13 protein-coding genes and 1 pseudogene are annotated in these 21,703 nt (G+C 44.2%); 5 read left to right on the top strand and 9 right to left on the bottom strand.

The genetic code is table 11. From position 1 onward, the window contains the following. Positions 1 to 165 precede the first annotated feature (165 nt). From QEP06_RS05350 to ruvA, 6 genes are all read right to left on the bottom strand, one after another. Positions 166 to 1,104: a hypothetical protein gene (locus tag QEP06_RS05350; RefSeq protein ID WP_285269396.1), complete on the bottom strand. Its 939-nt coding sequence runs from the start codon at positions 1,102 to 1,104 to the stop codon at positions 166 to 168. Positions 1,105 to 1,355: 251 nt separating this feature from the next. Next, a complete protein-coding gene (locus QEP06_RS05355) occupies positions 1,356 to 4,013 on the bottom strand; it encodes a 4-alpha-glucanotransferase (protein ID WP_285269397.1) in 2,658 nt (885 codons plus the stop codon). Between the two features lie 179 nt (positions 4,014 to 4,192). Beyond that, positions 4,193 to 5,662 (bottom strand): cysteine--tRNA ligase, encoded by a 1,470-nt coding sequence (cysS, locus tag QEP06_RS05360; RefSeq protein ID WP_285269398.1) that lies wholly within the window; start codon positions 5,660 to 5,662, stop codon positions 4,193 to 4,195. Between the two features lie 132 nt (positions 5,663 to 5,794). Further along, positions 5,795 to 6,460, bottom strand: a complete 666-nt coding sequence (folE, locus tag QEP06_RS05365) for a GTP cyclohydrolase I FolE (protein ID WP_285269399.1) — start codon at positions 6,458 to 6,460, stop codon at positions 5,795 to 5,797. 185 nt (positions 6,461 to 6,645) lie between these two features. Next, complete coding sequence (gene sov / locus QEP06_RS05370) at positions 6,646 to 13,716, bottom strand: T9SS outer membrane translocon Sov/SprA (RefSeq protein WP_425256188.1); 7,071 nt, start codon at positions 13,714 to 13,716, stop codon at positions 6,646 to 6,648. 3 nt (positions 13,717 to 13,719) lie between these two features. Beyond that, positions 13,720 to 14,304, bottom strand: coding sequence for a Holliday junction branch migration protein RuvA (ruvA, locus tag QEP06_RS05375; protein ID WP_251832877.1), 585 nt, complete (start codon positions 14,302 to 14,304; stop codon positions 13,720 to 13,722). 161 nt (positions 14,305 to 14,465) lie between these two features. Here ruvA and guaB point away from each other — a divergent pair, with 161 nt between their 5' ends. From guaB to QEP06_RS05400, 5 genes and pseudogenes are all read left to right on the top strand, one after another. After that, entirely contained in the window at positions 14,466 to 15,926 is a 1,461-nt protein-coding gene (gene guaB, locus QEP06_RS05380) for an IMP dehydrogenase (RefSeq protein ID WP_285269400.1), read from the top strand. 112 nt (positions 15,927 to 16,038) lie between these two features. Further along, a complete protein-coding gene (locus QEP06_RS05385) occupies positions 16,039 to 16,482 on the top strand; it encodes a DUF6759 domain-containing protein (RefSeq protein WP_285269401.1) in 444 nt (147 codons plus the stop codon). A 136-nt stretch (positions 16,483 to 16,618) separates the two neighbouring features. Further along, positions 16,619 to 17,638: pseudogene (nirK, locus tag QEP06_RS05390) on the top strand (copper-containing nitrite reductase); the annotation flags it as partial. Positions 17,639 to 17,725: 87 nt separating this feature from the next. Then, positions 17,726 to 18,511, top strand: a complete 786-nt coding sequence (locus tag QEP06_RS05395; RefSeq protein WP_285269402.1) for a formylglycine-generating enzyme family protein — start codon at positions 17,726 to 17,728, stop codon at positions 18,509 to 18,511. Between the two features lie 8 nt (positions 18,512 to 18,519). Further along, on the top strand, positions 18,520 to 19,092 hold the full coding sequence (locus tag QEP06_RS05400; protein ID WP_285269403.1) for an SCO family protein: 573 nt from the start codon (positions 18,520 to 18,522) through the stop codon (positions 19,090 to 19,092). Between the two features lie 57 nt (positions 19,093 to 19,149). Here the strand turns inward: QEP06_RS05400 and QEP06_RS05405 are convergent, their stop codons facing one another. From QEP06_RS05405 to QEP06_RS05415, 3 genes are all read right to left on the bottom strand, one after another. Beyond that, positions 19,150 to 20,217: a DUF4407 domain-containing protein gene (locus QEP06_RS05405; protein WP_285269404.1), complete on the bottom strand. Its 1,068-nt coding sequence runs from the start codon at positions 20,215 to 20,217 to the stop codon at positions 19,150 to 19,152. Between the two features lie 247 nt (positions 20,218 to 20,464). Continuing rightward, positions 20,465 to 21,019 (bottom strand): crossover junction endodeoxyribonuclease RuvC, encoded by a 555-nt coding sequence (ruvC, locus tag QEP06_RS05410; protein WP_285269405.1) that lies wholly within the window; start codon positions 21,017 to 21,019, stop codon positions 20,465 to 20,467. Between the two features lie 88 nt (positions 21,020 to 21,107). After that, complete coding sequence (locus QEP06_RS05415) at positions 21,108 to 21,689, bottom strand: outer membrane beta-barrel protein (RefSeq protein ID WP_251832870.1); 582 nt, start codon at positions 21,687 to 21,689, stop codon at positions 21,108 to 21,110. Positions 21,690 to 21,703 lie beyond the last annotated feature (14 nt).

Raw genomic sequence — 21,703 nt, forward strand, 5'->3', positions numbered from 1 at the left:
GGTAATTTGAGGTTTTGATACTGAATGCTTGTTTAGGTTAAATCCGAACTCAATTTATTTTTAAGTTTTTAAACTTTATGTTACAGACATGAATAAAAAAAGAAAGCAACCGCTCAAAAAACGGTTGCTCTCAAAAAACACATCAATATAACTTAACCTAAACACTTATCTTGAAGTAAGCCTCATCCCAGGCGTTCCGGCTGACATACCCGGATTTCCCGTTGCGGGAGACTGCTGACGCGGGCTCGGTGCACTGTTTTCCATTTTTCTCAACGGAGCTTTGGTGTTGCCCGAGTTGTTATCATTTCTGAAACCACTGTCATTGCGCAGAGATTCGTTTGGCGTGCGCATTCCGTTTTGTCTTGTATTATCATTTTGACGAGGAGCAGTGCGTGGCGCCGGCGCCGTTCCGTTTCTCAAACCTTTTGTATCCGCCGTGTTCGGTGTAGAATGATCACGGAAACCATTTGCCCGCGGCGCGACATTTTGCGCATTTGCATTTCCATGGGTATCACGGAAGCCAATTTTCTGGCGCGGATTGGTTTTATGATACTGAACACGGTCTACGCGGTAGCGATTTACATTGATATTCCGGTAGCGTGGCACAATATACACGTGCGGCGCATAGTGCTGACGGCGGTAATTCTGATAATAAATCACAGGATTGTATCCGTGATAATAATTATTCTGGAAGATTACAAAAATCCGCGGCCCGAGAATTCGCTCAAGTGCGTAGAAACGGTCATAATACCAACGGTCCGGATTATAGCGGTAGAAGGAATTCCACGCGTTATAGGACTGGAACTGGTCGTTGAGCATCATGATCTCGCGGATTTGCCATGGAGACAGTCTGTACATAGAGAAGAACCGGTTCCAGTTCACATCATAGATACTGCGGCGATAATCATCATAGTAAGACCTGTAGAAATCCTGCGTATAATAATCTGAGGGATATTCATAATAATAATCGTCCGGAAAATAAAACTCGTCGTATTCTTCGTAATAACCCACCGAACTTCCGGAGGTAGGATAATAATCCTGATAAATCTGTGCGGACATCCAGCTGCTGAAAACCACTGCAAGTCCAAAAAGTAATTTTTTCATTTCAAATATTGCTTTAAATTGCTGTTCGCTGAAGGCTATAAGAATAACGTGCCAAAACAAACATTAAAAACAGCCTAACACGCTATAAGTAAATACTTTACGGGCAGCATGCTTATGTTGGATTGCGAACTAAAAAAGAAGTTAAACCCGGGGGTCTAACTTCCTGTTAATTTCAGCTAATAAGCTGATTTTCAAATTGTAAAAAATAAGCTGTTGTTGAGCCGTTTTTTATCTAAATTCTTAAAATAAATTTAAAATCTGTTCGAATCTTTCACCCAACCTGCAATCTTCGTATTAAAATCCGTCTCAGTCAGCAAAGATTCAAGGTTGAGATGCATCCTGTAACGCCAGTAATGTGGGAAAACCGCTGGATTGTTGATCCTTTCCTCGTCCATGTTTTCACGTGTAAGCGCAGCATCGGTCGCCAAAAACTCCTGGATTGGAAATATGGCAAGCATCGCTTCATTATAAAGATGCTGCTTCATAATGATCTCCGCGAGCTCCGGTTCCAGGTTTTCAGGTGCGGTTCCGGCTTGGCCAAGCTGATAGCGGAAGTATTGCTGCGTCACTTCCCGATCCTCATGCCACCACTGCCGCAAAGTAGAACTGTCATGAGAACTCGCCGTCACCACGTTCATGTACGAAGCGTTTTTTGGGTCGTACCAGGACACATCGTCGGACGGCATACGCTGTACTTTGAGAGCGGTGATTGCCAAACGCTCCATCACGAGCGGAACCGATTCCGGTACAAGGCCGAGGTCTTCACCGCAGATCAGCATATCCGTCGCATTAAGGATCATCGGGAGCTTTTCCATTGCCATTCGGTACCACAGACCATCTTGCCGGCGGAAGAAATAATCGTTGTAGAGATCCTGTAGTTTTCCTTTATCCGCATCCGGCAAATATTGGAAAGATTTCGTCTGCGCAAAATTAAACCGCGGATGATAGACTGTTTCGCCATCATCTTTGGTTTCCTTCAGAAAAAGAACATTCGCACATAGCGAAATAAGCTTTTCCTCTGCCCACGAATGTGGATTTTGCTTAAAATAGTTGGTGAGCTTTCTTTGGGAATTAAATTCATCTTTAAAACTATACGTCCCGTTAAAATGATTATTCATAAACTGATTATGAATTGCATCACGCTCATTGCCAAATTCATCCCAAAGGACTTGATCATTAATGAACGGCTTGCAAAATCGGTCCTCATCAAATGCGATATCCCTTGTACCGAATTCAGCCCGTGTCACCGGTAAAGCCGGGTAGAAATAGCCTAAAATCCCCTGCGTGGCGTCCATCGGCATCCGCCAAATCCTGAAAAATCCGAGGATATGGTCGATTCGCATCGCGTCAAAATAGTGCTCCAACGCTTTGAAGCGGTTTTTCCACCATCGGTAACCGTCTGCTTTCATCGCCTCCCAGTTGTACGTTGGGAATTCCCAGTTTTGTCCGAGTTCCGTAAACTGATCTGGCGGTGCACCCGCCTGGAAATCCATTCCGAAAAGATTCGGCTCCGTCCAGGCCTCCACAGAATGGCGGTAAATACCGATTGGTAAATCTCCCTTCACAGAAATCCCTAGTTGATGCGTATAATCTATCGCATCTTTCAATTGCAGATGAAGCTGAAACTGAACCCAGGCGTGCAGCATTGTGGCCTCAAAATCTTTGCTTTTCGGGCTGAAAAACTGTGCAACTTTGCCCGGAATGTACTTCCGGTGCGTTTTCCAAAGTTTAAAATCGGGTGTATTGTATTTATCTCTTTGAACACAGAAAGCCGCGTACGGCAAGAGCCACGCTTCATTCTCCTTCAGGAACTTTTTAAACGCGCGGTCTTTTAAAATTTCGGTTTTGTTAGCTTCAAAAGTGGCATTTAAGTATTTCCATTTGCCACGGATCATCCTTTCATAATCTATGAGACCAAGTTCGTTCAGCTCATTTTTTTCATTTTTAAATGCTTCAAGCACATCCTCGGGCAACGTATAAGAAAGATTTTCAAGTGCAAGGTATTGCGGATGCAGCGCGTATACCGAAATTGCGGCGTACGGATAAGAATCCGTCCAGGTATAATTTGCCGTGGTATCGTTTATCGGTAAGATTTGCAGCACCGAAAGGTTGGTTTCTTTAGCCCAGTTGGCCAGGTCTTTGAGGTCAGCAAATTCTCCGACCCCAAATCCGTTTGCTGTTCTTAATGCGAAAACCGGCACCGCGACGCCGGCCGCATGCCACATCTCAAAACCTTTGAACCTGAAAAAGTGATCCGCATTTATCTGAAGTATATTTTTCTCTGTATTTCCCCCTGCGAAGCGGTTTTCACCATATTCAATATCGAAGACTTCGCCGGACTGCAGATCCTTTAAGCCATATTTATATTGAAATCCTTTGCTTTCAGTACTTTCGATTGCCGCTTCCCAAACACCAAAATCGGTCTGTGTCATCGGCACGGTCTTGAAATATTCCCAGTTGCCTAAAGCTTTGCCATCACCCAAAAGCACAACCTGCCAATTCGGATTATAAATTGGCGCCTCAAGACGAAACAGGTGCGTATGTCTCTTCAGAACCGGCAGTTTCGAAGCCTTAAAACCACTTAATTTATTCTTCAGGATTTTGTTGTTAAGGTAATTTTCCGGAAAGTTTTTCAGATTCCAGACATCATAGATTACAAACTCATCATACTGATAAGGAAAATCGAGCTGATGCAACCTGAATTCTTCATCCAGGACATTGCCAGTGTTGTCCGTAACCTGATATCGGTACGAAATATTTCGTGTGAAATAGTCGAGTTCTGCTTCCCAGTTACCGTGACCGGCATATGAAAGCGGAAAAATCTTACTTACGTGCTGATTTTCAATGATAAGGAGCTGCAGATTCTCACCAACCTTCGTCTGGAAATTAATACTGAAAAATAGTTTCATTTTAAACGTAATTTGTTCTGCAATTTAGGAATTTACGCCCTTTTTTCTGGAGTTTTCAGTATTAAATTTAAAGTCCTTAGCTATTGAAAATCAGTTGTTTAAAGAGAATAATTATTCCTACAAAGAAAAACTTCCGGAAAAACAGGTTTTCCGGAAGTCTATGATAGATTAAGAACAGTTTAAAAAAGTGAATATGTGGTTCCTTCGCGGCCGTCTTTCAGCTCAATACCTTCAGCCAGCAGCCGGTCGCGTATTTGGTCTGAAAGTTCAAAGTTTTTGGCTTTGCGTGCCTGGTTCCGAAGCTCAATTAATACCTGAAGGGCCTGATCAAGCTTTTCGGGGTTACTTTCCTCAGTGGTTTTCAGACCGAGTACATCAAACACAAATCCGTTCAGCAAGTTCTGTAGTTCCTTGAAATCTTCAAGTGCTAAGCTCTCCTTTCCGTCCTTAAGCTTAAATATAAAGTTTACAGCCTCAAAAAGATGCGAGATCAATATCGGCGAATTAAAATCATCCGTAAGCGCTTCATAACATTTGTCTTTCCACGTTTTAAGATCAAATGTTGACTGAGATTTACAACTGCTTTCATCGAACTCAGACACGATTTTCACCGCTTCCATAAGCCTTTGGTGACCTTTCTCGCTCGCCAGCATCGCCTCGTTCGAAATATCGAGCACACTGCGGTAATGCGCCTGCAGGAAATTGAACCTTACAACCGACGGATCAAAAGCTTTGTCAAAAAAATCGTTACTGCCCGATACCAGTTCCATCGGCAGGATGTAGTTTCCGGTTGATTTGCTCATTCGCTGGCCATTCATGGTAAGCATGTTGGCATGAAGCCAATAATTCACAGGTGACACGCCGTTGCAGGCTTTCCCCTGCGCTATTTCACATTCATGGTGCGGAAATTTAAGGTCCATCCCGCCACCGTGTATATCGAAGTTTTCACCTAAATATTTGGTTGACATCGCCGTACATTCAAGGTGCCAGCCGGGAAAACCTTCGCCCCACGGCGAATTCCAGCGCATGATGTGTGCTGGTGACGCGGCTTTCCAAAGCGCGAAGTCCTGCGGGTTTTTCTTTTCGTTTTGCCCATCAAGATCGCGGGTATTCGCGAAGAGTTCTTCAATATTTCTGCGCGAAAGTTCACCGTAGTTCAGTCCACGTTCGTTATAAGCTGCCACATCAAAGTACACCGAACCATTGCTCTCGTACGCGAATCCGCTGTCGATGAGCTTTTGGGTGAGTTCAATCTGTTCGAGGATATGTCCCGTCGCAGTTGGCTCAATGGTTGGCGGCAGCAAATTGAAAACATCCAGAACTTTGTGGAAATCTACCGTGTATTTCTGCACGATCTCCATCGGTTCCAGTTTCTCGAGCCGCGATTGCTTCACGAAACGATCATTATCCACATCGCCATCATCGGTCAAATGTCCGGCATCGGTGATATTCCGCACATAACGTACGTTGTAACCGAGATGGGTAAGTGAGCGGAAAATAAAATCGAAGGACATGAAGGTGCGCACGTTGCCGAGATGCACATTGCTGTAAACCGTAGGACCGCAGACATACATGCCGATGGTTTTCGGATTGATGGGTTTGAAGACTTCTTTTTCGCCGCTAAGGGAATTGTATATTTTTAAGGTCATCGGTTTCTGTTCTAGGTTTAAGTTCGTTCAAGAATGTTTAAAAATTAAAAAATGCGCTTGCCATTAAAGCAATTTTCACATTTTTAAATTCACACATTCTCAAATCATCAAATCACCATATTCAAATTAATTCTAATCCAGTTTTGCGTGGCTACCCACATAATGCAGGAATTCCTGGCGCGTGATTGGATTCGTCCGGAAGATGCCGCTGAGTTCTGCGGTGATAGTTGAGCTGGCTGTATCTTTTATGCCGCGGCAGTTTACGCACAGATGTTTCGCATCAATAATACAAGCAACATCTTTGGTATTCAGGGCAGATTTTAATGCATCAACGATCTGCATCGTCAGCCTTTCCTGAACCTGCGGGCGCCGTGCATAATAATCAACCAATCTGTTGATTTTTGAAAGACCAATCACCTCGCCATTTGAGATATAGGCCACATGTGCGCGACCGATGATCGGCAGAAAATGATGCTCGCAAAAAGAATACACCGTGATATCTTTTTCCACCAGCATCTGGCGGTATTTGTATTTATTCGAAAATGTAGAGATTCCGGGTCTGTTCTCCGGTAGAAGACCACCGAAAATTTCGTTTACGTACATCTTTGCGACGCGTTTTGGAGAATCTTTCAATGAATCGTCTGTCATATCCAGACCTAAAGTTTCCATAATCTGGTGGAAATGGTGCTGGATAATCTCCATTTTTTCCGCGGGCGTTTTGCCGAAAGCGTCATCGCGCAGTGGCGTGTGCTCTTTTCCCGTGAATACATCGTCGTCGTTATCGATATCCTGGTTCATATTTTGAATTATAAAGGACAAATTTAACGATTTAATCTTTTTAAACCTTACGCGTACGGCGGTTGTGTGAAATGCGCTGCCTCGCGAAAAAATAAATATCGGGAGTTGAATAAAAATTAAAAACGCTTCACCGGTCATTTTAAAAATAAAAAAACTCAGAACTGAAGTCCTGAGTTTTAGTTTGATTAGAATCCGCCTGCACCCGAGAAGGTGAATGTTGCTGATATTCCGGCCCGAATTGTTGATAGCGGGAAGGAGGTCGAAATTTTATACTTCGTGAGCAGCTGGTCGTAGAAAAACCTTAGATTAAAATTCTGCGACATATTATAGTCCGCCGAAAGTTTCACGCTCATCATACGCTGTCCGCCCGTCACCTGAGAATCATTCTGCAGGATGTTCGTGATGCGTGTTTGGCTGTCTCTAAGTGAGAAATCTCCGCGGATATTGAGGTCACTCTTGATGTTTCGGGCCTTACCTTTAAAGTTGATTTTCATCTTCAAATCTTTCAGTATATAACCAAAACCTACGATATACTCATTACCCGCGTCTTCGGTGAGAGTATGATTGATGAGTCCGAGCATATACATACGGTCACGGTTATACTGCGCACGGAACTGCATGTTGTTTCGCATGGTAACGTCAGCACCGATAAGTGGCGCGAAAGTTTCCACATAACCTACCTGCGAGAACGTATACGGATTAAATTCATTCCTGAAAGTATCAAATCTCGGCGCATCCGCATTGTTTTGAAGGTTATAATAGTCAACGCTCGACTGGATCCCGGAAGCGGTGTAAGTAGAACTGTAGCCGTGAAGAATATCGAATTTAGAGAACTGGCTGTTCACCAACGGGATATTTTTAAGCCCTGAATACGTCACACGCCAGTTCGGCAGCGGGAAGCCGGATTTTTTAGGATCCGTGAGCTCACCGTTTACAGATTTACCTTCGATTGCCGCCTGGAAGGCCGGAATCAAAATATACGCATCTCCGAGACCTTTTCCGGCTGCAAACTCAGCTTCGTTGTAGGACGCACCCGTTTGCTGATAAATCTGGCGGGCGTTATTCACCATCGTTTCGTAGATGTTTGTGCCGTCCTGGAACGCCGTTCCGAATGTCCATGCAGTGCGTGAATAGGTGATCATATCCGTCCCGAAAGAGAACTGGAACCCGTTCGCGGAGTTAGAATCTGCATCCACATTATAACCGCCCTGCGTGAAGATGCTGTTGTAATTTTTAAGGAAATTTACATCAATCCTGAACTCATTCACCGGCACGATCTGCACATTGGCGAGGAAGTTTTGGTTCTTCAGCTGGGTGTACGGATCATTCATATACGGAGAATCTGAGATCCAGCCGTTTTCAATTACCGTTCTGCGGATATCGGCCTGCGAACCTAAAAGGAATCCATACGTCGGGCCTCCCAAAGTCTGGCCGTAACCATACCAATTTGGCGCAGAAAGCAGTCCCGGAAGCACAGTCCCGTTGTTTTCGTTGTACGAAATGTCAAACTGTTTGATCGAAGTCAATGCGTACGCGATGCTCTGCATCGGGTTCAGTTTGTTTTTAAACTTATAGGATTTGAAGTTCCGCTTCGTATTTTTCTTCTGCCACGCAAGGTTGTAAACGTTGTTCAAGGAATCTATTTCCTGCTTGCGTTTCTGCATCTTGGCGTTGATATTCTGGAAATATTTAAACTTACTGAAGAATTTAGGCACATCAACAGTTGAAGTAGCAACTACATTATTTGTATTCTGCCCGATGCTTCCCAAGCTTTCACTGATGCCGGTTTCCGGATTCGTAAAGCCCGTCATCACTGTACTCCGCGCATTCCAGTTATAGGTGAATCCATAGCCGAGTTCTGCGTTGATAAAGTCGAGATACGGCAAATATTCGAACGGGAAGCGGTAGTTCAGCTGCACGCGGTGGTTGTAAAGTACCGGACGGCCAGCACGCAACGGATCAGAGAATATCGATTTCGAGTTCATATCCGCCACGTTAAGGTGATCGTTCAGCGTACGCATGGCCGAATTGATCTCAAGTTTCAGAGATTTAGTAAAATTAAATCCTAAACCATACTGCCAGCCGAAATAGAAATTCCGGTTTTTGATCACATCGAAATTCTGTCCGCCGGTTCCATTTAATATGGCTTCAATATTCCTGAATTCAAGCTCGTTATAATTCCTGTCAATTTCTGTTCTGAATGACAAACGCGTCGGAACAGGGTTAAAGTTGACTTCTTTGATGAACCTTAAATATTTATAAGATTTCGCGGTATCACTTACTATTTTGTTGAACGGACGTAGCACCCACGGCTTGAAATTGTAGTTGTAATCTACATAGCCGCGCAGATACTGGCGGTAGTTTTTCTTGGTATAGACATCGCGGAAATAATCGTCATTATAAACCGTAGTAAGTGACAGATTCTCTACGTCATAGAATTTCGGTTTTTTCGCGGCATTCATACGTTCTTTGCGCATGTTCACCACGCCGATGCTTCGCTGTTGTGTGTAGGTACGCGCGACGGTTTTAAGTTCGTCTTTGTTTGGCGCTTCTTCAAAAGTCACATCGTTATCAAGCGGATTGTATTTCGGATCTTCGATGGTCTGTGTGTAAGAGTAATTCACCGGAATTTTTATCCCTAATTTTTCCGGCAGGAATTTATCTACGTTCACCGTAGTGTTTACGTTGTAAGCTGATAAAGTAGACTGCGCTCTTTCGGCCGGCTTTTCAGTGATTCCTCCAAAGCCGATTGTAGAGTAAGACGCGTTAGCATTTACCAGTGCAAAATCCCCAAGATTGAAATTAAGGCTTGCATTTCCGGCATAACCACCTTTATTCTCGATTTCCGAAAGCCGGATCTCATTCACCCACAAAACCACTTCTTTTGTTTCGGCTGTGGCGTTGTTTCGCATCCCGAGCATAATAGTCGTTACATTTCCGAGACTTGGGCGACCTTTGATGAAGATCTTCTTATCCGGATCCAAACTTCCGAATTCGAAATCTTCTGTTCTTTCATCGATCTGAATCTGGTCATTTCCGTCGCGGCGAAGTTTTGCATCCACGAAACTTTGAATCATAAGATCCACATTGTTTTCAGAAGGCCAGATTTCTAGCGGTGAAGTAGCATTTTTCGCGGTGTATTTCAGCGAAGTTTCATATTCATAATAGTTGTCCGTCGCATCGCTACCAAAACGGATGAAGAATTTGGCATCAGGATCCAGTCTGCTGCTGCTCACATCACGAAGGTCTTCCGCATGCACGAAAAGCTCAAGTTTTTTGTAACGGCGCATATCCAGTGCAACATTTTTGAAGACACCACGTGACGTTTTCGGTTCCATCGGCGCCGCCTTTAAGTATAATGATGCTTCGTTCTGTCTCTGTGCGCCCGCATTTCCACTGAGGATCTGTCTGTCGATTCCCGGAGGCAAGACGTATGGCGGCTGGTTCAGGCCGTTTTCTTCAAGATTCACACTTCCTACATCCAGATTTTTATTGTCGATCTGGTTTACACCTTCGCTGTCATTACCTAAGGCCGCGATGTCTTTCGTGTACTTTCTCCAATCGCTTCGAACAAGGTCTAAAGTTCCGAAACGAACTGTAGAAGTTTGGTCAAAACCTGTAAGAAGCATTCTCGCAAAGCGAACGTTATTTAAGATCGAAAGATCGCGAACACCACCAGCATTCGGGTCATCATCGAACTGCGTCACCGGGATGCGGAAAAGATACCACTTGTTGCTGCCCGTCTGCCCGTTCTGGAATTTTACCTCTACTTCCTTTTCATCGACGATGAATTTCTGACCTTTCGCAAGGCTGGCTTTATCAAGATTAATGGTGTATTGTGTATAATTTTCGTTCTGGTCAAGGTTGTAATCGCGGTTGATGTCTTCAGCATCCGGTGTTTGGGTGGCTACTTCTAGGCTGTTGCTCTGGGAGTTTCCTTCCGGGTTGCGGAAATATTTGTAACGTTCCGTCAGCGATGAAGCTTGCGCACCCTGGAATTTATCAGACAGATAAAAAACAAAGTCATCTGAAGCAGGATCGGGCGTATTGGTCACAGGATTAATGAAGTTTGTGCCGAACCTTTCCTGCTCGCCCAATGCATCAAGACCGTCGAAGCCTAAATCCTGTGCTGTTCTTTCTTCATTTTCAGTAGAGAATGCATATAGGACAGGGAATTGGTTGGGCTGTGTTCCCCAGTTCGTGGTTGTTGTATTTGCCGGTACATTCGGTGTAGGCAATCCATTTTCGTATTGCAGTTTGCCGTCTTTGAGGATATCTTCAGAAACATTCCCGAGCTGAAGCAAAAGTTTAGGATTGGCACCAAGCGGGTTGCCGTCAGCATACGGATCCATCATCCAGAATTCCACGTATTCAATGTTTGAATTAATGAAATTCGAAACCGAAATTGGGCGCATAAGTCCGGCCCAGCGCTGCTGTGTGCTTTCTTCAACCGGATTTACATTATAGGGACCTCTTTCCGCCGGGAAATAAGTTATGTCGAAAGTATTCGTGAATAGTTGTTCGCCCGCCACGAAATCCCTCGAATTATAAAGTTCCTGCGTCTGCACGCGGCGTGAAGCGTGATTCGAAACGGCCTGCGCATTGATGCCGCTTGGCGCGGTGCCGCCAATTCCGTAGAAACGCGGGTCAATATTGTACCACGTAATCAATCCGCGACCGTTCCCGTACGCTAAGTTATCGTTCAAAGTCCCATTCTGGAAGTAAGGCTCCGGATTTTTTTCAGGTTTTGAAGCCAAACTCCACATCGCAGGTTCTTTCAAAGATATTTTTGAAGTGGTCTGTTCGAAATCGTCAATATAAGACTGGTCACCAATTCCTTTGTTCTGACCGGGGATCAGATACGCTGCTTCCGCGGCAAAACTGATATTGGAAGGCGCTTCCGTATTTACAAGCGGAATTTTGTCTGTAAGTCTCGTGAGGAACGGCAACTGGTTGTTATAAAGGATATTGAAACCAGCCATCGTGTTATTCACCGCTTCCTGACCGAAATTCACTTTTTGTGTTAACGGTGTTTCGGCATAATTCACCACTGTAGTTCCAACCGTAAGATGCTCATTAAATTTGCGCTCGAGGTTCAAGCCTAAAAAACGTTTACGCTGCGTATTGAATGAAAGCTGGTTTTCAAGTGAAATATTAATCGCCTGACCCGACTGTTTCACCGTTTCATTGATGATATTCACTGAACCGAGCATATAATCTACCGTATAATCTACACCTTCCTGAAGCTGAACGCCATTGGCTGTAACTTTCACCGAACCCTGCGGAACGTTGATCGCGCCCAGAGAAATGCCGGTTCCCTGAGAACCTTTGAAACGTCCTTCAAGTGTATATGCCAATGCCAGACGGTTTTCTGAGGCTACATTCTTAAACTGGTCATAAAGTTCATTGAACACAAATTTCGGATCGCTGCTGCCTAAAACACCTTGCAGATAAGATCCGAACGGTTTGGCTTTGGTGAAGATCACTTTTCCGTTTTCGGGATCAATGGTGATGCCGGGAACAAAATCAAAAATACCGTCACCAGTGACAGAACCATTCTGCTGCAGGTCATTGTTCATGTTCAGTCGGTCCCAATTGAAAAGTTTAAGCAAATTAATGTCCTGAACAGAGGTGTTCGGCAAATAATTCACCTTTCCGTTTTGGGCATCGCGCAGGTAAACATTTAATAAAAATCCGTCCTGATTGATATCGTTCGAGTTCAGCGAGTAGATATTCTTCATCATCAAATTCCACATCGGTGTCGTAGTAGTGGTTTTGATGTTTGATTTTAAAAGTTTAGTGACAAGAACCGGACTTTCCTCCGAAAATTCTCCGACTTTGTAAACTTTGTTATCACCATTTAAGGTGTAAGAATATGCGACCGCCAGCAACTGATTGTCATTCAGCCTTTGATTCAAAGACATATAACCGAGCTGCGGATGATATTTAAATTCGTTTTGGTTAAGTTTTCGGGCTTTACGGTTGAAAATAAACTGTTCGCCGTCTGTATAAGTTTCCGGTGAGCCGTTGGCATTAGGAAAAGACTGTCCGTTGATGGTGTTGTAAGCCGTATTCACATCCCGGATTCCACCACCAAGATTCACGATTCCCTGATAAAGTCCGTTCTGTGAGTTATCAGGAAAACCAGATACGCCTTCACCCAAATCCCGGATGCCCAAGATTCCTTTTTGATCCTGAAGATTACCCGAACCCTGATCCAGAACCCACGCTTCGATACGCGTAATGCTGATGCGGGAATTGATTTGCGGATAGTTTAGCAGCGCATTATCGTAGCTGTTCAGAAAGTAGTGGCTCAGGAAATAGTGCTGATTGTCTTCGTAGTCTATGGCGTTGAGTTTGAAAGTATTCATCACACCTCCACCCTGCGCCACGATGGTTCGGGCCTCACCCTGCTGCTGCGAGAAAACTACGGTTCCGTAGGTTTTGCCGAGCTGAAATTCGGTCTTTAGACCAAATAGCGATTCCGAACCGCGAATGAGGCTCGTGGAAAGCGGCATATTTACGTTACCGAACTCCACACGTTTGATGATCTTGTCTTCACCGCCGGTGGTTTTATCATTTAAACCTTTAGACTGCAGATCACGCCAGGTTCCTTTGGCCTGCCAAACGAGATTCATCCGGTTTTCAAATGCGAAACCGCTTTGTGTATCGTAGTTTGCTTTAAGCTGAAGATTTTCTCCCACCTTACCCAAAAGTCCGAGCTGAATCCTTTGCTGGATATCTATCGCGAAATTGGTTCGGTTTTGAGGCAGGATTAACGGATTGTCAATTTTTTGGTAAAGTCCGCCAATATCAAATGAAGCAAAACCCTGGGGGATCAATTCGATTTTATTGCCGCCAAATATGGATTCGAAAAGTTTGTTTTTAATGTTTACACTTGGCAGAAGACCTTTACTCAGCGCATCGGTCTTATCTTTTCGGTAACCGAGATTATTTACGGAAGATTTTTCACGGTAATATTCGCTGAGCTGATTATTCAGCATGTACTGGTAATACTCTTCCGAAGTCATTGAAACCGGATTGCCTACAACCATATTCCCGATTTTCGGGTAAAGCACGTACATATTGCTTGATACATCGTAAAATGCATCGTACCTGATAGGATTGGGCAATGAAAAATCCTGACGCAAAGACGAGCTGTCTGATGGCGTTACCTGGGCCGAAAGCGGAACAGAGCAGAATAACAGGATTACAAAAACGAAAAATTTATGCTGAAAAAAAGTATTCTTCTCCAAATGTTAAATATTTTTTAAAATTTGCTTCACTAAATCTTCTACCGAAAGTTCAGCATCAGCCTTCAATAAACGGTCGGCGATCCGCTCACTCATCTTGCGTGAAATGCCCAAAACCTCTAATGCAGATAACGCCTCATCCTTCACTTTATTATTCACAAAGTTAGAAATATTCTCCGCTGAAACGGTGAATTTCTGCACCTTATCACGAAGATCAACGATGATTCTTTCCGCGGTTTTTCCACCGATTCCTTTCACCTTTTGCAGAAGCAAACTATTGTTGTTCATAATCGCCGCAGAAATCTCAGAAAGCGAAAGCGACGAGAGCATGATGATTGCAGAAACGGGTCCAACACCGTTAACAGAAATTAACAGATTGAACATTTCTTTTTCCGAAATTGTGTTAAATCCGAACAGCAGGTGCGCATCCTCGCGGATAATCTGCTGGACCTGAAGGAAAGTCGGCTGGCCGAGGACCAGTTTTTCAGAGGTTTGCAAACTGATGCCGACATAGTATCCTACACCGTTTACATCGATAATTACAGAGGTGGGATTAAGTTCCTGAACGGTCCCTTTAAGCGAATAAATCATTTGTATCTTAAGAATTTCAAAGATAAAATTTTAAATTAACATGTTATGCCCATAAGACATGCAAAAGTGGCAAATATAAGGAGATCATGCTGCGGTTTATAAAGAGACGAACTTGTTTTTCTTTTCGGTAAAAAAACTTTAATTTTGCACAGAAAGTAAAGATGTCTATACATAACAAAATCGTGGAGACAGCCATCACTTTCGATGACGTACTTCTTATCCCTTCATACTCTGAAGTTCTACCAAATCAAGTTTCACTAAAATCAAGACTTTCCGACAAAATTACGCTTAACGCACCCATCGTCTCCGCAGCGATGGATACAGTAACGGAGGCTGAAATGGCAATTGCGATGGCACGTGTTGGCGGCATCGGTTTTATCCATAAAAACATGCCGGTCGAGGAGCAAGCTGCGCAGGTCTACCGCGTAAAACGCTCCGAAAATGGGATGATCTCAGATCCCGTGACTTTGTCTAAAGATCACACCCTTGCCGAAGCAAAGGAAATGATGTCACATTTCAAAATCTCCGGTTTGCCGGTTGTGGATGCGGAAAATACACTGGTTGGGATCATTACCAACCGCGACGTGAAGTATCAGGAAAACCTCAGCGCTAAGGTGGAAGAACTGATGACCAAAGACAAGCTGATCACTTCCGATAAAGAAACCAACCTCGAGCAGGCGAAAGAGATCCTGCTTCAAAACCGGGTCGAGAAATTGCCAATTGTAGATAAAGAATTCAAACTTGTAGGTTTGATTACGATAAAAGATATTGACAATCAACTGGAATATCCGAATGCGAACAAAGACCAAAGCGGCCGCCTGATTGTAGGAGCGGGCGTCGGCGTGGGCGAAGACACGATGGACCGGGTTTCTGCTTTGGTGGAAGCTGGTGTAGACATTATCGCGGTAGATTCAGCGCATGGACATTCGCGCGGCGTCTTAGATAAGATCAAAGAAATTCGTGCAGGTTTTCCGGAACTTGATATTGTGGGCGGGAATATCGTTACAGCAGATGGCGCCAAAGATTTGATTGAGGCAGGTGCAAATATCCTGAAAGTAGGCGTCGGCCCAGGTTCGATCTGTACAACGCGTGTTGTGGCAGGCGTGGGCGTTCCTCAGCTTTCTGCGATTTATAATGTTTTCGAATATGCAAAAACCAAAAATGTCGCGGTGATCGCAGACGGTGGAATAAAGCTGTCTGGTGATATCGTGAAAGCTTTAGCATCCGGCGCAAATGCTGTAATGCTCGGTTCTTTGCTTGCCGGAACAGATGAAGCACCCGGTGAGGAAATCATTTTCCAGGGACGAAAGTTCAAGGCTTATCAGGGCATGGGATCACTTTCGGCGATGAGACGTGGCGGCAAAGAAAGATATTTCCAGAGCGAAGCGAAGAAATTTGTGCCGGAAGGTATCGAAGGCCGCGTTCCCCACAAAGGAAAACTGGAAGAAGTGGTTTTCCAGCTTACCGGCGGAATTCGGGCCGGTATGGGTTACTGCGGTACAAAAGACATTGAAACTCTGCAGCGCGAAGGCAAAATGGTGATGATTACAGGTAGCGGACTGAAAGAATCGCATCCGCATGATGTAATTATCACACAGGAAGCGCCGAACTATTCGCTTTAAGCTTTAAAATAAATATAACAGAGGCCGCAATATTTGCGGTCTTTTTTCGTGTTTAACTGGGAAAATGATCCTCTTTTTCCATTTGAGATATTTGGTTATATTTGTTAGGACGATGAAGAAATTACTGACGCTGACGATGCTCTCCCTCCTACTTGTGCAGTGCGACGCACTTTCCGCGCCGTCAGTTGCAGGACCCCGAAATCCTATTGGCAGTATAAATGATGAATCCGCGGAATATGCTACACTTTTTGCGAAAGATCAGCAACACAAAACCCAGGAAACCGCTGAAGTGCTGAATTATCTCCTCAATGACAACGATCCGGAAGATTCATTCACCGCTTTGGTCATAGAAAACACTTCGAACTGCAACATTATCGTTCGTGCAATTGCAGTAGATCAAAAGCATATTTACAATTTGCCGGTACCGCGGAAAGCAAAAAATCATTTTAAGATCTATAAAGGAAATTACACGCTGAAATCTAATGTGTGTACTGCCAAATACTATTCCCAAAAAAGCGTCTTTGATTCTGTAATCCTGACGATTAGAACAAATTGAATACAATGGTTTTGGGATTACTGTTGCAATTTAGCTGGATTTTAATGTGTGGTGACATAACTCATACCGGGTAATTTTCAGAATTCCTATAAATCGGATATCTTTGTCCTATTAAAAATGATTAAATATTATTAGCATGAATAAGATCCTCGCAACCCTTGCACTCGCTCTTCTCACACTGCATGCCTGCAAACAAAATCCCGAAAATTCTTCTGCAACAGCAACCGAGAACGCCATCGACATCAAAGTAAGTGGTGAAACCGAAACTCAAAAACATTTCAATCCTCCGATGCTTCCAGCGGCAATTGGTGACCGTGCGGCTAAAAAAGTCATCGTTCATCTTGAGTCTACTGAAGAAGAAGGTACGCTGGCGGACGGCGTTACTTATAAATTCTGGACTTTCAACCGCACTGTTCCGGGCTCTTTCATCCGCGTGCGCGTTGGTGATGAGGTAGAACTTCACCTCAAAAATGCCAGCAACAGCGTAATGCCGCACAACATCGACCTTCATGCGGTAAACGGCCCGGGCGGCGGTGCAGAAGCGACCAATGTGGCTCCCGGCAAAACGGCAATTTTCAACTTTAAAGCTTTAAATCCCGGATTATATGTTTACCACTGTGCCGCAGCACCCGTTCCGCTGCACATCGCGAACGGAATGTACGGTTTGATCCTGGTAGAACCTGCCGGCGGACTTCCAAAAGTTGACCGTGAATATTACATCATGCAGTCTGAATTCTATACAAAAGGTAAAACCGATGAAAAAGGACTTCAGGAGTTTGATCAGGACAAAGGCGTAGATGAAAAGCCGACCTATGTGGTTTTCAACGGAAAGAAAAACGCGTTGATGGGTGAAAATAAACTTGAAGCAAAAGTGGGTGAAACCGTAAGACTATATGTAGGTAATGCAGGTCCGAACCTCGCCTCTTCTTTCCACGTAATCGGTGAAATTTTCGACCGCGTTTATATGGAAGGCGGCAGCAAAATCAATGAAAATGTACAAACTACCCTGATTCCCGCAGGTGGCGCAACCATCGTAGAATTCAAAGTGGAAGAACCCGGAGAATATATCATGGTAGACCACTCGATCTTCCGGGCATTCAACAAAGGTGCGATCGGCATCCTGAAAGTGACCGGTGAGAAAAACCCTAAAGTTTATCACAAAGTTCAGTAATCATTTAAAAGAGAAACTGCTGTGCAAGCATTTTTAAAAACAATTCTCTGGTCCGGCAGTTTCTTTTTTCTGATGCAAAGCTGCGGGGAGGCCGCGGCCGAAAACCAGGCGAATAACTACAGTACTATTGCGAAGGAAGTAAAAATAAGGCCCGACGTAAAGATGGTGACCATCAAAGGTGGCGAATATCAGCCATTTTACGGTGAAGACAGTTCGCTGGTGGAAATTAAAGATTTCCTGCTCGATGAAAGACCGGTGACCAACCGTGAGTTTCTCGATTTTGTAAAGAAAAACCCTAAATGGAAACGCAGCAATGTGAAAGCTATCTTTGCTGATGACACCTATCTGGAGGATTGGCAGGACGATGAAACACTCCCGAAAAATGCGGATCCGGATGCGGCTGTGACGTACGTCTCGTGGTTTGCGGCAAAAGCTTACGCCAAAAGTGCCGGCAAAAGACTTCCGACATTGGATGAATGGGAATATGTGGCGATGGCCGATGAAGAAACCGCCAATGCAAGGGAAAAACCCACCTACTCATCTAATCTGATCAATCTTTACAACGAAAAAGAACGCCAGCTGAAACCTACGATGGTCTCAAAACCCAATTATTGGGGTGCTTACAATATGTTCGATTTGGTTTGGGAGTGGACGGATGACTTTAATTCTATCATGACCACCAGCGACACGCGCAGCGGAACTTTCGATGACAAAGGACTTTTCTGCGCGGCAGCGGCTACCACGTCGACAGACGCGCTCAATTACGCTTCGTACATGCGTTACGCGTTCCGGGCAAGTCTGAAGGCTAATTTCACGGTTTCGAATCTCGGGTTCCGGTGCGCGAAGGACCTTAACTAAACAAACAAATGAAAAATTTAGCACTGATCATATTTTCGTTTTTAATGCTTTTTTCGTGCAAAGAGAACGAAGCAAAATCAATGGAAAAGGACGAACACGCCAACTCCATCTTTCAGCTTGAATCTAAATGGCAAAACCAGGAGGGTAAGGAACTGTATCTGAAAGACCTGAAAGGTAAAAACCTTGTGGTTGTACTTATTTTCACCTCTTGCCAAACGGCTTGTCCGCTTCTTGTTGCTGATATGAAAAGCGTTGAAAAGAAGATAGACAAAGACAAACTGAAAGAAACGAAGCTGGTTTTGGTTTCGATAGACCCGGTGAATGATACGCCTGAAGTCCTGAAAAAATACGCTCAGCGTGAAAATATCGACCGGGAACCCTATATGCTGCTTCGCGGAGATCTGGAATCGACACGTGAACTGGCCAATGTGCTTGCGGTGAAATACAAGGAAATCACGCCGATACTTTTTTCACACTCTAATATCATCAGCGTGTTCGATAAGAACGGCGAAATGGTGAGTCAGGAAGAAGGAACCGTGAAAGCCGGTGATATTGCGAATGTGGTGAACGGCTTGAACTAAGAATCTGATAATAAAGAAAAATGTCATTGGGAATTCCAATGACATTTTTTATCTGAATTAATTGCCCAGTTTATCTTTAAAATCCTCGATTCGCCAATCGGTACCGGCATTTCCTTTTTCAATTTTTTCCTTTGAATATAGCCAATAATCGTTTTCGGTCTTTTCGAGCAGGTAATCATAAGGTCCGGCAGCGGAAATCAGTTTCACCAGCACCGGCGCTATCTCGAGCGTTATGAAAAGACCCATGATGAACGCGGCTGCAAGTGCGATGACTGCAGAATTCTTCCCGAGTTCGTCGAGTGCCTGCAGCCGCGCTGCAAAACCATTGAATTTATCTTCGAAGGTTTCGGTTTTGTTTCTTTCGGTTTCAATATTGGTATAGACTTTCGAGATTTCTTTATCTAAATATTCGAGGCGTGGCGCAACGGATTTCTGATAATTTTCGAGATCCTGACGTCGCTGTTCCTTTAGTTCCGCTTTACGTTTCGCGTTGGTACCAAAACCGACTTTGCCGGAAGTAAGACCGCTTTGTTTACCTAGAATTTCTTTTTCAAGTTCTACAGCAGCCGAATCATACGCTCGCTGATAATCGGCAGCACGCGCGGCAATCTGTTTTTTCTCGGTTTCAAACGGACCCGATTGTTGCATAATCCGACCGTTCATTTCAGCCTGAAGCTGGGTTTTATTGCGCTGGATGATCGTGTTGAGCTGTTTGTTGACTTCTTTTTCAAATATTTTGAGTTCGAGCGGTTTCGAAATGATGATTCCCAGGAATGCAGCCAAAATCAATCGAGGCAGCGACATCAACAGCTGATTCCACCAGGTTCCCGTTTTCTTAATTGAAGAAACGATGTAGCGGTCCAAATTGAAGATCATCAATCCCCAAACAATGGCGAATGCCACCGAAATCCAGATATCATCAAAGACCGTGAACATCGCATAACCCGCGGAAAGCGTAGCAAATATCGCCGTGAACAATACGATGCCGCCGATGCCGGCGAACTTGTTCCATTCAGACGGTGTTTTACGTAAAATATGAATATTGCCTCCCGAACAGATGAGCAGAAACTTCTGGAACCAATTCATTCGGTGGCTGATGACAGGTTGTGGTTGTGAAACTTTCATAATCTGATTTGTAGCTTTTAACGTATCAATGTTACAAATAGTATTAGGTTTAGCCAAGTAAATGTGTTGTATAATCGGCGTAAATTGTTTTACAAAATCGTTTTGTTGAAACAGAGCACATTACCGTGGAAAGGTGAGGTTCCGGTCTTTTAGCCCGGATTGAAACGGCATCCCCGCCGCGGCGGGATAGAGTTGAAAGCCGGTACCACCCGCCGCAAGTGTAATACCTGTGTTGCTCCTTGAAAAATTACTTCAGACGGTCCGGATTTGCTTTCAGAAAACTCTCCCAACCGGTGTAATTCTTTTCTGTCACAGCATTCCCGGAATTGAAGTGATGGCAAACCGCCACGGCGAGACCATCTGATGCATCGAGGTATTTTGTAGGAAATTCTTTGAGGTTCAGCAGGCTCTGCAGCATGCCGGCGACCTGCTCTTTGCTCGCATTTCCGTTTCCTGTGATCGCCATTTTTATTTTTTTTGGTGAATACTCCGTGATCGGAATGTTGCGGTGCAGCGAGGCGGCCATCGCGACACCCTGCGCGCGGCCCAACTTCAGCATAGATTGCACGTTTTTGCCAAAGAAAGGTGCTTCCAGCGCGACTTCATCAGGATGGAATTCGTCGATAAGCGCGAGCGTTTTGTCGAAGATCACTTTCAGTTTGGTTTCGTGGTTTGGATATTTCTTAAGAATAAGCTCGTGGATTGAGATCATTTCCATCTTTCCTTTCTTTACAGAAATGAGTCCGAAACCCATAATTGTGGTTCCCGGATCGATCCCTAATATTATTTTTTCGCTTTGCACGCTACAAAAATAGATGGTTTAAATTAAACCGCTTCACCTGTTGTACATAAAAAAACCGGAACTTAATCCGGCTTTAATCATTGAAGATTTAATTTTGAAAGTAGTAACCTACACCGATCTGCAGAAAATTGTTTTTCATCACCACACCCGGACTTTCCTTTGCGATATTGCTGGTTCCGATATTGTATTTCGCTTCCGCTGAAAAGTTTGGCGTAAAACGGTATTCTGCACCAAAGGAAAACGAACTGTTGCCTTTGTGAAGGTCTTCAAAATCTACTTCTTCGCCATCCTGTTTGCCTAAAGCATTGGTCACAAAGCCAAAATTATACGCGCCTACCAACGCAAATCTTTCTACCGGATAAAGCTTTACACCAACAGGGAAATAAACCGTCGTAAGGTGTAGTCTGCTGCGTTCGCCACCAAAATTCAGGTTTTCACCACCCAAACCTGCCATTGCAAGCTCCGTGAATATTGAAACGTTTTTGTGCGCATGGTACTCGATAGGAACGCTCATGTATACGTTGTGCTTAGGATCTACCTGTTGCTTTTGGCCATCAACAGTAAGGTCTAATGTAGAGTTTACATAACCCACTTTAATTCCTGCTTCGAATTTTTGGGCGTTTAAAAAAGTAGCAGCGAAAACCGCCGCAGCAAGTACAATTCTGTTCATATATAATTTTCGCC

The sequence above is a fragment of the Kaistella rhinocerotis genome (assembly GCF_030243905.1).
In the GTDB taxonomy this organism is placed as follows: domain Bacteria; phylum Bacteroidota; class Bacteroidia; order Flavobacteriales; family Weeksellaceae; genus Kaistella; species Kaistella rhinocerotis.

Excerpts from the sequence above, each read along its gene's own strand:
- ruvA (WP_251832877.1), bottom strand. The coding sequence starts at position 14,304 with ATGATTTATTCGCTTAAAGGGACCGTTCAGGAACTTAATCCCACCTCT.
- cysS (WP_285269398.1), bottom strand. The coding sequence starts at position 5,662 with ATGACCTTAAAAATATACAATTCCCTTAGCGGCGAAAAAGAAGTCTTC.
- QEP06_RS05405 (WP_285269404.1), bottom strand. The coding sequence starts at position 20,217 with ATGAAAGTTTCACAACCACAACCTGTCATCAGCCACCGAATGAATTGG.
- folE (WP_285269399.1), bottom strand. The coding sequence starts at position 6,460 with ATGAACCAGGATATCGATAACGACGACGATGTATTCACGGGAAAAGAG.
- QEP06_RS05350 (WP_285269396.1), bottom strand. The coding sequence starts at position 1,104 with ATGAAAAAATTACTTTTTGGACTTGCAGTGGTTTTCAGCAGCTGGATG.
- QEP06_RS05355 (WP_285269397.1), bottom strand. The coding sequence starts at position 4,013 with ATGAAACTATTTTTCAGTATTAATTTCCAGACGAAGGTTGGTGAGAAT.
- QEP06_RS05415 (WP_251832870.1), bottom strand. The coding sequence starts at position 21,689 with ATGAACAGAATTGTACTTGCTGCGGCGGTTTTCGCTGCTACTTTTTTA.
- QEP06_RS05395 (WP_285269402.1), top strand. The coding sequence starts at position 17,726 with ATGCAAAGCTGCGGGGAGGCCGCGGCCGAAAACCAGGCGAATAACTAC.
- guaB (WP_285269400.1), top strand. The coding sequence starts at position 14,466 with ATGTCTATACATAACAAAATCGTGGAGACAGCCATCACTTTCGATGAC.
- QEP06_RS05385 (WP_285269401.1), top strand. The coding sequence starts at position 16,039 with ATGAAGAAATTACTGACGCTGACGATGCTCTCCCTCCTACTTGTGCAG.
- QEP06_RS05400 (WP_285269403.1), top strand. The coding sequence starts at position 18,520 with ATGAAAAATTTAGCACTGATCATATTTTCGTTTTTAATGCTTTTTTCG.